This is a genomic window from Leisingera daeponensis DSM 23529 (assembly GCF_000473145.1).
Taxonomy (GTDB): Bacteria; Pseudomonadota; Alphaproteobacteria; order Rhodobacterales; family Rhodobacteraceae; genus Leisingera; species Leisingera daeponensis.
Genome location: NZ_KI421500.1, coordinates 3,169,374 through 3,184,337, shown reverse-complemented (window position 1 = coordinate 3,184,337; position 14,964 = coordinate 3,169,374). Strand labels below are relative to the sequence as shown.

Below are 14,964 nucleotides of genomic sequence, written 5' to 3'. Positions count from 1 at the left end.
CAAAGCGCGGCGCCACGCCCAACTGTGAGGCGCATTCTGCGAATGCGGCGGAACAGGCGGGAGCCCCCCGCCTGCTGCTTCAGACGCCGATCACGGCCTGCACCGCACGCTGCCAGCGCCCGTAGGCGGCCTCGCGCGCGGCGGGCTGCATCAGCGGCGCGAACTGGCGGTCGAGCTTCCAGGTGTCGGCAAAGCCGGTCTGGTCCGGGTAGATCCCGGCCCGCATCCCCGCCAGCCAGGCGGCGCCCAGCGCGGTGGTTTCCTGCATCACCGGGCGGTCGACGGCGGCGCCCAGGATGTCCGACAGGCTCTGCATGGTCCAGTCGCTGGCGCTCATGCCGCCATCGACGCGCAGGGTCACGGTGTGGTGGCTGTCGTCCTCCCAGTCCGCCCGCATCGCCTCATAGAGGTCGCGGGTCTGGTAGGCGACGCTTTGCAGCGCCGCGCGGGCAAACTCCGCCGGGCCGGAGTTGCGGGTGAGGCCGAACATGCCGCCGCGGCAGTCCGGCTCCCAATAGGGTGCGCCGAGGCCGGTGAAGGCGGGTACCAGGATCACGTCCTGGCCCGGATCGGCGCGCAGCGCCAGTTCGCCCGAGTCCGAAGCCTGTTCGATGATCCCCAGCCCGTCGCGCAGCCATTGCACCGCGGCACCCGCGATGAAGATCGAGCCTTCCAGCGCATAGGTCGGCTTGCCGTCCAGCTGATAGGCGATGGTGGTCAGCATCCGGTTCTTCGACACCACCGGCTCATCCCCGGTGTTCAGCAGCGCAAAGCAGCCTGTCCCGTAGGTGGATTTCATCATCCCCGGCTGGAAGCAGGCCTGGCCGATGGTCGCCGCCTGCTGGTCGCCCGCCACCCCCAGGATCGGGACCGGCCCGCCCAGGATCTCCGGATCGGTGGTGCCGAAATCTGCAGCGCTGTCCTTCACCTCCGGCAGCATCTGCTGCGGCACTTCCAGCAGATCGCTGATGGTGCAGCTCCAGCGGCCCTTGCGGATGTCGTACATCAGAGTGCGCGCCGCGTTGGTCGCATCCGTCACGTGGGAGGCGCCGCCGGTCAGGCGCCAGATCAGGAAGCTGTCGACGGTGCCGAACAGGAGATCCCCCGCCTCCGCCCGGTCGCGTGCGCCCGGCACGGTGTCGAGGATCCATTTCACCTTGGTGCCGGAGAAATAGGGATCCAGCAGCAGCCCGGTGCGGTCGGCCACCATGTCCGCGTGGCCCGCCTCGCGCAGCTGCTCGCAGATGGCGGCGGTGCGGCGGTCCTGCCAGACGATGGCGTTGTGAATCGCCCTGCCGCTGGACTTGTCCCAGACCACCGTGGTTTCGCGCTGGTTGGTGATACCGATGCCTGCGATATCCGCAGCCGAAACATCCAGATCCGCCATCACCTTGCGGCAGACCGCGACGGTGGTGTCCCAGATCTCCTCCGGGTCATGCTCCACCCAGCCCGCCTGCGGGTAATGCTGGGTAAACTCCTGCTGCGCGGTGCCCGCGACCTGCATTCCCGCATCAAACAGGATTGCCCGGGTCGACGTGGTGCCCTGATCAATTGCCAGAATATAGGTCATCTGCTGCCCTCCAGTCTCCTCTGACCGGAGAGCATAAACGCAAACGTGTTACCGCTGCCAGCCCCTACTAAGAATTTAGTTGAGGAACCTCGATATTGTCGATGAGGCGGATGCCATCAAGCCAGGCGGCGGCCAGAAGACGGGCGGGACGGGAGGGGGTCTCGAGCGCCTCCAGCGTTTCGGCGCAGCGCAGGTCGAAGTATTCGACGTCGCCAAAACCCGCCTGTGCCAGCGCCTTGCGTGCGGCCGCCTCCAGCGGTGCCCAGGGGTCGCCTGCGGCGGCCTTGGCGGCGGCTTCGCGCATCGCTGCGTTGAGGGCTGCCGCCTTGGCCAGCGCCTCCGGCGACAGGCGCAGGTTGCGCGAGGACATGGCAAGGCCCGACGGCTCGCGCACGGTTTCGCAGCCGTGGACCGTGATCGGGATGTCCAGATCGCGGGCCATGCGGGTCACCACCATCAGCTGCTGGTAGTCCTTCTGGCCAAAGAACGCCTGATCTGCGCCGGTTTGCAGGAACAGCTTGGCGACCACAGTGGCAACCCCGTCGAAATGGCCGGGGCGGAAGGGGCCTTCCATCACATCCGTGGTGCTGCCGCCGACGGACACATTGGTGGCATAGCCGTCGGGGTAGATCTGGTCCGGGTCCGGGACATAGATCAGGTCAACGCCATAAGGCGCCAGCTTTTCCGCGTCGCCGGTTTCGGTGCGCGGGTAATTCGCCAGATCCTCGGCGTTGTTGAACTGCTTGGGGTTCACGAAGATGGTCACGATCACCCGGTCGCAGGCGGCTTTGGCGGCCTCCACCAGCGACAGGTGGCCTGCGTGCAGCGCGCCCATGGTTGGCACCAGGCCGATGGTTTCGCCATTGCTGCGCCAGTCAGCCGTCTTGGCGCGCAGGTCAGCCAGACGGCGCAGGATCGGGGCAGTCATCTCAGCAGTCATCCTTTGGAGGGGGTCTTGGCCGCCGGGGCCTGGTCGGCAAAGACATGCTCCGCCCCGGGGAAGGCGCGCGCCCGCACGTCGGCGGCGTATTCGGCGATGCCGGCCTCGGCCAGCGGGCCAAGATCGGCGTAGCGTTTCACGAATTTCGGTTTGAAGGCGGTGAAGAAGCCCAGCATGTCGTCGACCACCAGGATCTGCCCGTCGCAGCCCGCGCTGGCACCGATGCCGATGGTGGGAATCGCAACCTCAGCAGTGATCTTGTCGGCCAGTTTCTGCGGCACCTTTTCCAGCACCACGGAAAACGCCCCGGCCTCTGCCACCGCGCGGGCATCGGCCAGCACGGCGTCGCCTTGCGCATCGCGGCCCTGCACCTTGTAGCCGCCCAGGGTGTTGATCGACTGCGGCGTAAGGCCGATGTGCGCCATCACCGGGATGCCGCGTTTGACCAGAAAGCGGATGGTATCGGCCATCTCGACGCCGCCTTCCAGCTTGACCGCGGCACAGCCGGTTTCCGCCATCAGCCTTGCGGCGTTGCGGAACGCCTGCTGCGGGCCTTCCTCGTAACTGCCGAAGGGCATGTCGATCACCAGCATCGCCTGGCTGAGTCCGCGCGCGACCGCCTGGCCGTGCAGGATCATCATCTCCATCGTCACGCCCAGGGTGGAGGTCAGCCCGTGCAGCACCATGCCGACGCTGTCGCCGACCAGCACGAAGTCGCAATGCTTGTCCATCAGCCGCGCCATCGGCGTGGTATAGGCCGTGAGGCTCACCAGCGGGGTGCCGCCCTTGCGGGCACGGATGTCTTCGGCGTTGGGCGCCTGTTTCTTGGCTGTTGCGCTCATGGCTTCCTGTCCGCGGTTCAAAAGTGGGCACGGGTTATCAATTTACGCCGCGTGCTTCCAGTGGGCGAAATGTCCCCCGCCCTTGATTACGCATGGGAAACAGGGAAACTCGTTTCCAATAGGCGCCGCACACGGCCCGCAGATTGTACACGGGGAGTTCATCAATGGCACTGAGATCATTTGTTTTTGCGGCGGGTTCCGCACTGGCCCTGGCCGCGGGCGGCGCCTGGGCCAAGGACAGCGTCACCATCGCCATGCAGCTGGAGCCGCCGCATCTGGACCCGACCAGCGCCGCCGCGCAGGCCATCGACTCGGTTGTCTACACCAATATTTTCGAGGGGCTGACCCGCTTCATGGGCGATGGGTCGGTGGTTCCCGGCCTCGCCGAGAGCTGGGAAATTTCCGAAGACGGCACCGTCTACACCTTCAAGCTGCGCCAAGGCGTCACCTTCCACGATGGCAGCGCGATGGATGCGGAGGACGTGAAATTCTCGCTCGACCGCGCCCGCGCCGAGGACAGCACCAATGCGCAGAAGGCGCTGTTTGAGGGGATCGCCTCGGTCGAGGCGGTGGACCCGCAGACGGTGCAGATCACCTTGGCGGCACCGAACGGCAGCCTGCTGTTCAACCTCGCCTGGGGCGACGCGGTGATCGTGGCGCCGGAGACCATCGGGGACATCAAGACCAATCCGGTCGGCACCGGCGCCTATACCTTCCAGGAGTGGGTGCAGGGCGACCGCATCACCCTGGCGCGCAATCCGGACTACTGGGGCGAGCAGCCGGCGCTGGCCTCGGCCACCTTCAAGTTCATCTCCGACCCGACGGCCGCCTTCGCTGCCATGATGGCGGAGGATATCGACGCCTTCGACAACTTCCCGGCGCCGGAAAACCTGCCGCAGTTCGAGGCCGATCCGCGGTTCCAGGTGCTGGTCGGATCAACCGAGGGCGAGACGATTCTGTCCACCAACAACAAGCAGCCGCCGTTTGACGATATCCGGGTGCGCCAGGCGCTGGCCCATGCCATCGACCGGCAGGCGATCATCGACGGCGCGATGTTCGGCTACGGCACCCCGATCGGCACCCATTTCGCACCGCACCACCCGGCCTACAAGGATCTGACCGGCCAGTCCGCCCATGACCCCGAACAGGCCAAGGCGCTGCTGGCGGAGGCCGGGTTCCCGGAGGGGTTCGAGACCACCCTGCATCTGCCGCCGCCGTCCTATGCGCGGCGCGGCGGCGAGATCATTGCGGCGCAGCTTGCCGCAGTGGGGATCAAGGCCGAGATCATCAACGTCGAATGGGCGCAGTGGCTGGAAAGCGTGTTCAACGGCAAGAGCTTTGGCCTGACCATCGTCAGCCATACCGAGCCGATGGATATCGGCATCTATGCCCGGCCCGAGTATTATTTCCAGTACGACAGCAAGGCGCTTCAGGAGCTGATGAGCCGGCTGACCGCGACCACCGACCCGGACAGCCGCACCGCGCTGCTGCAGGACGCGCAGGAGATGATTGCGGCGGATTACGTCAACGGCTACCTGTTCCAGCTGGCCAAGCTGGGGGTGGCCAAGGCCGGGCTGCAGGGCCTGTGGGAGAACGCGCCGACGGCGGCCATCGACCTGACGGCGCTGAGCTGGGCGGAGTAGCGAACGCCCCTGATCACGAAGGGCAGCGCCCGTCCGTTTCGCCGGAGGCAAACCTTCAGTTTGACGGGGGCGGGACAGGCGCTGCCCGGCCTTCGGCCAGGCGGTGCTAACTTTGGAGCCTGCGTCTTCTTCGCAGATACGCCACCCGCTCCCTGATTTCCTGCCGCACCTCTCCGCCCCGCGGCTGATCCCTGAGCGTGGTGAACCAATGCTCCGGCGGGTTGCGGCCCAGGCGGTTGCCGTTGAACTCCAGCCCGCGCAGCACCGCTTCGCCCGCCGCAGGCAGCCGCTCCGGCACCTCGATCCCGTTCAGCGCGGCCCAGACCCCGGTCCAGAGCCGCCCCACCGACCACGGGTTATAGCCGCCGCCGCCCAGCACCAGATAGCGCGGCGCCATGCCCATCAGCGCCCGCACCACCGCCCAATGGGCGTTGTTTGACAGGTCCAGGTGCGGCAGCGGGTCCTCCGTCACCGCATCCGCCCCGCATTGCAGCACGATGGCGTCCGGCCGAAACGACTGCACCGCGGGCAGGATCAGCGCATCGCGCACCAGCGCCATCTCGTCATCGTTGAACCCGCGCGGCACCGGCAGGTTCAGGGCGGAACCGCCCGCATCCTCCGTCAGCGTGCCGGTCTTGGGCCAGAGGTTTTCCTCATGCACCGAGATCATCAGCACGCCGGCGTCGCCGGCAAAGCCATGCTCCACCCCGTCGGAATGATGGGCGTCGATGTCGACATAGGCGATCCGCTGCGCGCCGTGGTGGCGCAGCGACAGCATCGCCAGGACGGGATCGTTCAGATAGCAGAAGCCGTTGGCCCGGTCCGGCATTCCGTGATGGGTGCCGCCCGCGGGGTTGTAGACAATGCCGCCATCCGCCAGCAGCTCCCCCGCCAGGATCGAGCCGCCCGCAGCGGTGGCCGGGCGGCGGAAGATTTCCGGGAACACCGGGTTGGAGAGGGTGCCGAGGTGATGGCGCGCACGGACTTCCGGGCTGACCGCCTGCGCGGCCTCCGCCGCCTGCAGCGCGGCGACATATTCGGGCGTGTGCCAGACGGTCAGCGCCGCCGGTTTGGCGCGGGGGGAATTCACATAAACCGCATCCGGCAGCCAGCCCAGCGCGCGGGAGAGGTCCATTACCGTAGACACCCGCGGCACCCGCAGGGGATGGGTGCGGCCATAAGAGGAGGTGCGGTAGATTTCCGAACCGATGAACAAGGGGCGGGACAGCATGGCAGAGTGATAGCCGGTTTCCGCGCGCTGCCAAAGGGCTTGCCGGACGCCCTTGGCCCGTTCCCGGCCGGATTGCGCACAACCTTTTGACGCTGCGCATTTTTCGCCGTGTGGGCTCCGTTTCTCCCCGCCCCCCTCTGGACCCGTTCCCCGCAGGCTCCTAACGTGGCCGCCATGCTGCGCTATGCCCTCAAACGCCTCCTGTCGCTGATCCTCAGCCTGGCTGTTGCCTCGCTGGTGATCTTCCTCGTGGTGGAGGTGGCACCGGGCGACCCCGCGTCGTTCATGCTGGGGGTCAATGCGCAGGCGGACACGGTGGCAGCCCTGAAGGCAGAGCTGGGGCTGGATCAAGGCAAAACCGCCCGCTACCTCAATTGGGTTGCGGGGATGCTTGGGGGCGATTTCGGCACCTCCTACACCTACCGCACGCCGGTTGCGGGGATGATTGCCGACCGGATGTGGGTATCGCTGCCGCTGGCGCTTTACGCGCTAACGCTGTCGACGCTAATTGCCTTTCCGGCCGGCATCTACGCCGCTGCCCGCCGCGGCAAGGCAGGCGATATGGCGGTGATGGGCGCAACTCAGCTGGGGGTGGCGGTCCCGAACTTCTGGTTTGCGATGATGCTGGTGCTGATCTTTGCCATCAACCTGCGCTGGTTCGGCGCGGGCGGGTTTCCGGGCTGGGAGGCGGGGATCGGCGCGGGGCTTCATGCGCTTACCCTGCCCGCGATTGCGCTGGCGCTGCCGCAGGCGGCGATCCTGACGCGGGTGATGCGCTCAGCCCTGCTGGACATTCTGGACGAGGATTTCATGCGCACCGCCCGCGCCAAGGGGCTGACCCGGCGCCAGGCGCTGTGGCGGCACGGGGTGCGCAATGCCTTGATCCCGGTGCTGACGATCATCGGGCTGCAATTCTCCTTCCTGCTGGCGGGTGCCATCATCATCGAGCAGGTGTTTTACCTGCCGGGCCTTGGGCGGCTGGTGTTCCAGGCGATTTCCGCGCGCGATCTGATCGTGGTGGAGTCGGTGGTGATGCTGCTGGTCTTTGCCGTCATCACGGTGAACTTCCTGGTCGACCTTGCCTATGCGCTGGTCGACCCGCGGCTGAGGAGCCGGGCATGACCCGCAACCTGATCCTTGGCGCTGTGCTGTCCTCGCTGGTGCTGCTGGCGGCACTGGTGTCGTTTGTCTGGACGCCATTCGACCACAGCGCGATGAACATCCCGGCCAAGCTGCAAACCCCCAATGCGCAGCACTGGCTGGGCACCGATCATTTCGGGCGCGACCTGATGTCGATGATCATGGTGGGCGCGCGCACCTCCATCGCCGTCGCCCTGGTGGCGGTTGGCATCGGCATGGGCGCAGGCGTGCCGCTGGGGCTGACGGCGGCGGCGCGCAAGGGCTCCTGGCTGGATGAGGTGATCATGCGCGGCAACGACCTGGTGTTTGCCTTCCCCTCGCTGGTGATTGCGATCCTGATCACCGCCGTTCTGGGGGCGGGCGCCATCAACGCGATCATCGCCATCGGCATTTTCAACATCCCCGTCTTTGCCCGCATCACCCGCGGCGCGGCGCTGTCCCTTTGGGAGCGGGAGTTCATCCTGGCTGCCCGCGTGGCCGGCAAAAGCGCGGCGCGGATCTCGGCGGAGCATATCCTGCCCAACGTCACCAACCTGCTGATCGTGCAGGGCACCATCCAATTCTCCCTTGGCATTCTGGCCGAGGCGGGCCTGTCCTATGTCGGCCTGGGCGCGCAGCCGCCCACCCCCAGCTGGGGGCGGATGCTGGCCGATGCACAGACCATGGTGAGCTTTGCGCCGCATCTGGCGCTGGTGCCGGGCACGGCCATCATCCTGACGGTGCTGGGGCTGAACCTGCTGGGCGACGGCTTGCGCGACTGGCTGGACCCGAAACTGAGGATGGCCCGGACATGACGCTGCTGGATGTCACCAGCCTGTCGCTGAAGATCGGCGCATTTCAGGTGCTGAAGGACGTCTCCTTCCACGTCGAGCCGGGCGAGATCGTCGCGGTGACCGGCGAAAGCGGCTCCGGCAAGTCGATGACCGCGCTGGCGGTCATGCAGCTGCTGCCGGAACAGGCCGAGGCAAAGGGATACATCACCCTGGACGGCACCCAGCTTCTGGACCAGTCCGAGGCGCAGATGTGCGCCCTGCGCGGCCAGTCCATCGGCATGGTGTTTCAGGAGCCGATGACCGCGCTAAACCCCGTGAAGACCATCGGCGCGCAGGTGATGGAGACGATCCTGATCCATAAGGCGATGCCGCGCGGCCAGGCCGAGGCCCGCGCCCGCGAGGTGCTGGAGCGGGTCGGGCTGCCCGAGGACCGCTTCCCGCTCAGCCGCTATCCGCATGAGCTGTCGGGCGGCCAGCGCCAGCGGGTGGTGATTGCCATGGCAATTGCGCTGCGCCCGAAACTCTTGATCGCGGATGAGCCGACCACCGCGCTGGACGTGACGACCCAGGCGCAGATTCTGGAGCTGCTGAAGGACCTGGTGCAGGACACGGGCATGGGGCTCTTGATCATCACCCACGATCTGGCGGTGGTGGCGGAACTGGCCGACCGGATCGTCGTCATGCGCCATGGCGAAGTGGTGGAGACCGGCGGCACCATGCAGCTGCTGCGCAATATGCGCCACCCTTACACGCGGATGCTGTTTGCGGCCTCCAGCCATCAGGTGGCACTGCCGGAACCGCCCGCGCCGGCGCCGCTGCTGGAAGTCAAGGGGGCTGTCCGCGACTACCGAACCCCGCGCAAGTCGCTGTTTGCCAAACCCGGCCGGTTCCGCGCCGTGAAGGATGTCTCCTTCACCCTGAACCGCGGCGAGCGGCTGGGGCTGGTGGGGGAGTCGGGCTGCGGAAAATCGACCCTGACCCGGGCGATTCTGGGGCTGGAGCCGCTGCAGGGCGGGGAGATCCTGCTGGATGGCGAACCCGTGACCGCCCAGCTGGATCCCGCGGTCCGGCGCAAAATGCAGGTGGTGTTTCAGGACCCCTACGGCAGCTTCAACCCGCGCCACCGGGTGGAGCGGCTGATCACCGAGCCCTTTCATATGCTGCCGGATCCGCCCGTTGGGGCCGCGCGCCGGGATCTGATCGCCGAAACCCTGATTGCCGTCGGGCTGAAACCGGAAGATGCGGGCAAATACATCCACCAGTTCTCCGGCGGGCAGCGCCAGCGCATCGCCATTGCCCGCGCGCTGATCACGCGGCCGGAGCTGATCATCTTTGACGAGGCGGTCTCGGCCCTTGATGTCTCGGTGCGTGCCCGTATCCTCGACCTGCTGGCAGAGCTGTGCGACGCCTACAGCCTCACCTATCTGTTCATCAGCCACGACCTGAGCGTGGTGCGCACGATCACCGACCGCTGCCTGGTGATGCAAAAGGGCGAAATCGTCGAGCAAGGCGGCACCGAAGAGGTGTTTTCCAATCCCCGGCACCCCTACACGCGCCAGCTGATCGCCGCGGCGCCAGTGCTGCCGGATGTCACCGATCCCGAAAGGAGCCCCCGGAATGCCTGACCCCCTCTGGTTCGACCCCGCACTCTGCCTGATTGGCGGCCAATGGCTGCCATCGGCCAGCGGCGGCACGCTGCCGCTTGTGAACCCCTCGGACGGCAGCGAAATCTGCCAGATCGCCCGCGGAAGCGCGGCGGATATCGAGGCCGCGGTGCTGGAGGCAGAGGCGGCGCTGGACGGCGGCTGGGGCCGCATGACCGCGCTGGAGCGGGGCCGCATCCTGACCCGCATCGGCCAGTTCGTGCTGGAGCGGGTGGAGCAGCTGGCCGCAATCGAGGCGATGGACGTAGGAAAGCCGCTGACCCAGGCGCGCGCCGACGCGGTGGCGCTGGCGCGCTACTGCGAGTTCTATGGCGGCGCAGCGGACAAGGTGATGGGGGAGACCATCCCCTATCTGGACGGCTACACCGTCTATACCCTGCGCGAGCCGCATGGGGTCACGGGGCATATCGTGCCGTGGAACTATCCCATGCAGATCATCGGCCGCTCCGTCGGCGCGGCGCTGGCGATGGGCAATGCCTGCGTTCTGAAACCGGCGGAGGAAGCCTGCCTGACGGCCCTGGCCTTTGCCCATATCGCCATGGAGGCCGGGCTGCCCGCGGGGGCCCTGAACGTGGTTCCGGGCCTGGGAGCTGAGGCCGGCGCGGCGCTGGCGGCGCATCCCGGCGTGCATCACATCTCCTTCACCGGGTCGGTCAGAACCGGCGCGCTGGTGCAGCAGGCAGCGGGCGCCAATGTGGTGCCGGTGACGCTGGAACTGGGCGGCAAGTCCCCGCAGCTTGTGTTTGATGATGCCGACCTGGATGCCGCCCTGCCGTTCCTGGTCAACGCAGGCATCCAGAACGCGGGCCAGACCTGCTCGGCTTCCTCGCGCATTCTGGTGCAGCGCGGCGTGTATGAGGCGGTGAAGGCGCGGATGGCCGAGGCCTATGGCGCGCTGACCGTGGGACCGGCGGCAGAGGACCTGCGGGTCGGGCCGCTGATCTCTGCCCGGCAGAAGCAGATTGTCGAGGACTATCTGAAACAGGGGGCGGACCTGCCGGTGGCGGCGCAGGGGACGATTGTGCCCCATGCGCCGGAAAGCGGCGCCTATGTGCGCCCCACCCTGTTCGCGGACGTGCCGGAGGATCATGTGCTGGCGCGGGAGGAAATCTTTGGCCCGGTGCAGGTGCTGATCCCGTTCGAGACCGAGGAGGACGCCCTGCGGATCGCCAATGCCACCGAGTACGGGCTGGTGGCCAGCGTCTGGACCCGCGACGGAGCACGGCAGATGCGGCTGGCGAAACGCCTGCGGGCCGGGCAGGTGTTCCTCAACAACTACGGGGCCGGCGGCGGGGTGGAGCTGCCCTTTGGCGGGGTCGGCAAATCCGGTCACGGGCGGGAAAAGGGCTTTGAGGCGCTCTACGGTTTCTCGCAACTGAAGACCGTGGCGGCGCATCACGGCTAGCGTCTGAATATAGGTCAGCCATTATGTCCAAATGTTTCGCGCGCGAAACATTTGGACAGTGACTCTGCCACTAATTGTATTGCGTCACAGAAAAACCGCCGCAAGACCGGCGAAGTGTTATCAGACGATTACCGCCTGCCGCTCCTGCTTGCCCACACCGAAAACCCGCTTGTAGCGGGCGATTTCCTCCGCCGGACCCATCGCCTTTTCCGGGTTGTCGGAGAGTTTCACAGTGGGCCGCCCGTTGGCCGCAACCGCCTTGCAAACCAGCGAGAACGGCGCCAGCGCATCGTCCGGAACCAGCCCGCGGAAGTCATTCGTCAGCAGCGTGCCCCAGCCGAAAGAGACCTTGGTGCGGCCAGCAAACTGCCCGTGCAGGTCCTGGATCTGCGGCACGTCGAGGCCATCGGAGAAGATCACCCGCTTTTCCGCCGGATCCTCGCCGCGCTCTTTCCACCAGTTGATCGCCACCTCGGCGCCCTTGGCCGGGTCGCCGCTGTCGATGCGGATGCCGGTCCAGCCGGCCAGCCAATCCGGCGCCCGGTCCAGGAAACCTTGGGTGCCGTAGGTGTCGGGCAGGATGATGCGCAGGTTGCCCTCATGCTCGTCATGCCAGTCGGACAGCACGTCGTAGGGGGCCTGGGCCAGTTCCGCGTCGCTGTCCGCCAGGGCGGAATAGACCATCGGCAGCTCATGCGCGTTGGTGCCGATCGCCTCCACCTCGCGGCGCATGGCAATGAGGCAGTTGGAGGTGCCGGTGAACTTCTCCCCCAGCCCCTCGATCATGGCCTGCACGCACCAGTCCTGCCACAGGAAGGAATGGCGGCGGCGGGTGCCGAAATCGGCAATCGTCAAGCCGTCGATCTCCCGCAGTTTCTCGATCTTTTCCCAGACCCGCGTCATGGCGCGGGCATAGAGCACCTGCAGTTCAAAGCGGCCCATCTTGTCCAGCACCGCGCGCGAGCGCAGCTCCATCAGCACCGCAAGCGCCGGGATTTCCCACAGCATGACCTCGTGCCATTTGCCCTCGAACGTCAGCTCATACTGATCGCCCTTGCGTTCCAGGTGGTAGGGCGGCAGGCGCAGGCCTTCGAACCATTCCATGAAGTCGGGGCGGAACATCTGCCGCTTGCCATAGAAGGTATTGCCGCGCAGCCAGGTGCTTTCGCCGCGGCTGAGCGACAGCGAGCGGATGTGGTCCAGCTGTTCGCGCAGCTCGCCCTCGTCGATCAGCCGGGCCAGCGGCACATGGGTGGAGCGGTTGATCAGCGAGAAGGTCACCGTGGTGTCCGGCTTGTTGCGGAACACCGACTGGCACATCAGCAGCTTGTAGAAATCGGTGTCGATCAGCGAGCGGATGATCGGGTCGATCTTCCATTTGTGATTATAGACGCGGGTTGCAATATCCACCGGCGGCCTCGTGCTTAAGGAGTCATTGTTTGATAGGATAGCGCGCCTGCGGGGGCAAAGGAAATCAGCCCGCGCGGCGGGACTGCGCCTGCGGCGCCAGATGCACCAGCAGGTCCAGCAGCTTGCCGCGGTTGACGGGTTTGCTCATGAATTCGTCCATACCGGCGGCAAGGCAGGCCTCGCGGTCAGAGTCAAACGCGTTTGCCGTCAGCGCGACAATCGCGGGCTGCGTCTGCGCCCGGGCGCGGATCGCGCGGGTGGCGTCCAGCCCGTCCATCTCTGGCATCGACATATCCATCAGGATGATATCGGGCGCAAACGCCTCGAACTGCGCCACGGCTTCGCGGCCGTTCTGGGCAAAAACCACCTCCGCCGGGGTGGGCTGCAGAAACTTCTCCAGCAGCACGCGGTTCACGGCATTGTCCTCCGCCACCAGCACCCGCAGCCCCTCCAGCGCGGCAATACTGCCAGCCTGCGGCGCGGCGTCGGGGGCTGCCGCCGGCTTAGCCCGGGGCGGATCCAGATGAAGCCGCACGGTAAAGCAGGACCCAAGCCCCAGGTCGGAGGCCACCGAAATACTGCCGCCCATCGCCTCCGCCAGGCGGCGCGAAATGGCGAGCCCGAGGCCGGTGCCGCCAAAGCGGCGGCTGATGGCGGCATCCGCCTGGGAGAAGCGTTCGAACACTTTGGAGAGCATTTCCCTGGGGATGCCGATCCCGGTGTCCTCGACCGAAAACACCAGACCGGTCCCCTGCCCCGCCGGTTCGGCGTCCAGCGTCACCTGCACCTGGCCGCGTTCGGTGAACTTGATCGCATTGCCGGCAAGGTTCAGCAGAATCTGGCGGATCCGCCGGTCATCGCCGTGCAGCCGTGCGGGCACGCTGTCCTTGATGTCCAGCAGGAGGTCCAGCCCCTTCGCCTCCGCCTGGGCCTTCAGCAGGCGCATGGTGTCTTCGAAACAGGCGCGCGGGTCGAAATCGGTGCAGCTGAGGCTGACACCCTCGGCATCCATTTTGGAGACGTCCAGCACATCATTGATCAGCGCCAGCAGGGTATCCGCCGAGCTGAGAATGGCGCCGGCGTAAAGCTCCTGCTCTTCGTTCAGGCCGCTGTCGCGCAGCAGCTGGGCCATGCCGATCACCCCGTTCATCGGGGTGCGGATCTCGTGGCTCATGGTGGCCAGGAAGTCCGCCTTGGCGCGGGCGCCTTCCTCAGCCGCGATCCGCGCCTGCTCAAGCTGCCGGGCGTGTTCCTTGGCGGCGGAAATGTCGCGTTCCACCGCGATCAGGGTTTCCAGTTCCCCGGCGCTGTTGCGCATTGCCACCTGACTGGTCTCGATCCAGACGTGCTGCCCGTCCTTGCGCCGGTTGCAGATTTCCACCCGCACCGGCCGGGCCTCGCGGACGCTGTCCCGCAGCAAACGGATGGTTGCGGGGTCGGTCCTGCCGCTGTTCAGCAGGTCGCCGGGCAGCCGGCCCAGCGCCTCGTCAAAGGAATAGCCGGTGAGGCGGGTGAAACTGTCATTGACCCAGGTAATCCGCCCGTTCCGGTCCATCAGCATCACGCTGTCGTTGGCATTCTCCGCAACCAGCGCCAGGCGCTTGGCCGCCATCTGCTGATCAGAGAGTTCGGCATAGGCGGCTTCCAGCTCCTGCTGCTGCTGGGCCTGCGCCAGCATATTGCTGCGCGTCCGGCCGAAATTGAGCCTGACAAAGCCCAGAAACCACAGATAAGAGGTGTAAAACACCAGCAGCCCTGCCAGGTGAAGCTGATAGGAGGCCGCCAGTTCCGGCGCCTGGAGGATTTCGTACGCCAGGAAGGCAGCCGGCATCGCTGCATAGGTGACCAGTTTGGCGACGACGGCCTGCGGATGGTAGGGCAGCACCAGCCCGGCATTGATTGCCGATCCCAGAAGCAGGCCGACGGTAAACAGCGGCTCTGCATGGATCTCCGGCTGCAGGGATTGCAACTTGACCCAGAACGGGAGCGAGGCAGCCGCGCTGAGCGTCAGCGCGTGCAGGAAGGCGGTCAGCGCTGTCAGAAGCCGCAGAACGCCCTCGCTCATCCCGCGGCTGGCCAGGTATCCGGCCCGGCGCAGCAGCAGGCAATCCACTGCGTCCCCGGCACAGGTCACTGCAAAGGCCAGCAGCGCATATTGAAACGGGACGATCAGCCCCAGGACAAGAAACGCCATTCCCACGTAGAACTGCCGGCCCCAGAACAGCCGCACGCGGCCGCGGGCGTAGCGCAGCAGCAGCTCGAGCGAGCCGTACCGTTTGTAGTAGCTGGCCAGAGGGCCGGTGGCGGCCCCGTCCGAAATATCCATCAATACGCCTTGCCGTCGGT

General features: G+C 66.4%; 11 protein-coding genes. 5 read left to right on the top strand and 6 right to left on the bottom strand.

Annotated features, from left to right (window positions below; genetic code table 11):
- Positions 1–79: 79 nt before the first annotated feature.
- The 3 genes from glpK to panB all read right to left on the bottom strand — a co-directional run bounded on the left by glpK (position 80) and on the right by panB (position 3,352).
- On the bottom strand, positions 80–1,570 hold the full coding sequence (gene glpK, locus DAEP_RS0116075; protein ID WP_027245367.1) for a glycerol kinase GlpK: 1,491 nt from the start codon (positions 1,568–1,570) through the stop codon (positions 80–82).
- A gap of 67 nt (positions 1,571–1,637) precedes the next feature.
- On the bottom strand, positions 1,638–2,498 hold the full coding sequence (gene panC / locus DAEP_RS0116070) for a pantoate--beta-alanine ligase (protein ID WP_027245366.1): 861 nt from the start codon (positions 2,496–2,498) through the stop codon (positions 1,638–1,640).
- An 8-nt stretch (positions 2,499–2,506) separates the two neighbouring features.
- Positions 2,507–3,352, bottom strand: coding sequence for a 3-methyl-2-oxobutanoate hydroxymethyltransferase (gene panB / locus DAEP_RS0116065; RefSeq protein ID WP_027245365.1), 846 nt, complete (start codon positions 3,350–3,352; stop codon positions 2,507–2,509).
- Positions 3,353–3,516: 164 nt separating this feature from the next.
- Here panB and DAEP_RS0116060 point away from each other — a divergent pair, with 164 nt between their 5' ends.
- Positions 3,517–4,995: an ABC transporter substrate-binding protein gene (locus DAEP_RS0116060; protein ID WP_008556252.1), complete on the top strand. Its 1,479-nt coding sequence runs from the start codon at positions 3,517–3,519 to the stop codon at positions 4,993–4,995.
- A 106-nt stretch (positions 4,996–5,101) separates the two neighbouring features.
- Here DAEP_RS0116060 and DAEP_RS0116055 read toward each other — a convergent pair whose 3' ends face one another.
- Positions 5,102–6,226, bottom strand: coding sequence for an acetoin utilization protein AcuC (locus DAEP_RS0116055; RefSeq protein WP_027245364.1), 1,125 nt, complete (start codon positions 6,224–6,226; stop codon positions 5,102–5,104).
- A gap of 174 nt (positions 6,227–6,400) precedes the next feature.
- Here DAEP_RS0116055 and DAEP_RS0116050 point away from each other — a divergent pair, with 174 nt between their 5' ends.
- The 4 genes from DAEP_RS0116050 to DAEP_RS0116035 are packed head-to-tail and all read left to right on the top strand — an operon-like array spanning position 6,401 to position 11,208.
- Complete coding sequence (locus DAEP_RS0116050) at positions 6,401–7,348, top strand: ABC transporter permease (protein WP_008557506.1); 948 nt, start codon at positions 6,401–6,403, stop codon at positions 7,346–7,348.
- Positions 7,345–8,160, top strand: a complete 816-nt coding sequence (locus DAEP_RS0116045) for an ABC transporter permease (protein ID WP_008553757.1) — start codon at positions 7,345–7,347, stop codon at positions 8,158–8,160. The genes DAEP_RS0116050 and DAEP_RS0116045 overlap by 4 nt, the downstream gene beginning before the upstream one ends.
- Complete coding sequence (locus DAEP_RS0116040; RefSeq protein ID WP_027245363.1) at positions 8,157–9,764, top strand: ABC transporter ATP-binding protein; 1,608 nt, start codon at positions 8,157–8,159, stop codon at positions 9,762–9,764. The genes DAEP_RS0116045 and DAEP_RS0116040 overlap by 4 nt, the downstream gene beginning before the upstream one ends.
- Positions 9,757–11,208 carry an aldehyde dehydrogenase family protein gene (locus DAEP_RS0116035; protein WP_027245362.1) on the top strand — a complete coding sequence of 484 codons (1,452 nt, stop codon included), beginning with the start codon at positions 9,757–9,759 and terminating at the stop codon, positions 11,206–11,208. Before DAEP_RS0116040 ends, DAEP_RS0116035 begins: the two co-directional genes overlap by 8 nt.
- Positions 11,209–11,328: 120 nt before the next feature.
- On the opposite strand, the gene pncB is transcribed toward DAEP_RS0116035, so the two are convergent.
- Together pncB and DAEP_RS0116025 are read right to left on the bottom strand one after the other, a co-directional pair.
- A complete protein-coding gene (pncB, locus tag DAEP_RS0116030) occupies positions 11,329–12,618 on the bottom strand; it encodes a nicotinate phosphoribosyltransferase (protein ID WP_027245361.1) in 1,290 nt (429 codons plus the stop codon).
- A gap of 64 nt (positions 12,619–12,682) precedes the next feature.
- A complete protein-coding gene (locus DAEP_RS0116025; RefSeq protein WP_027245360.1) occupies positions 12,683–14,944 on the bottom strand; it encodes an ATP-binding protein in 2,262 nt (753 codons plus the stop codon).
- Positions 14,945–14,964 lie beyond the last annotated feature (20 nt).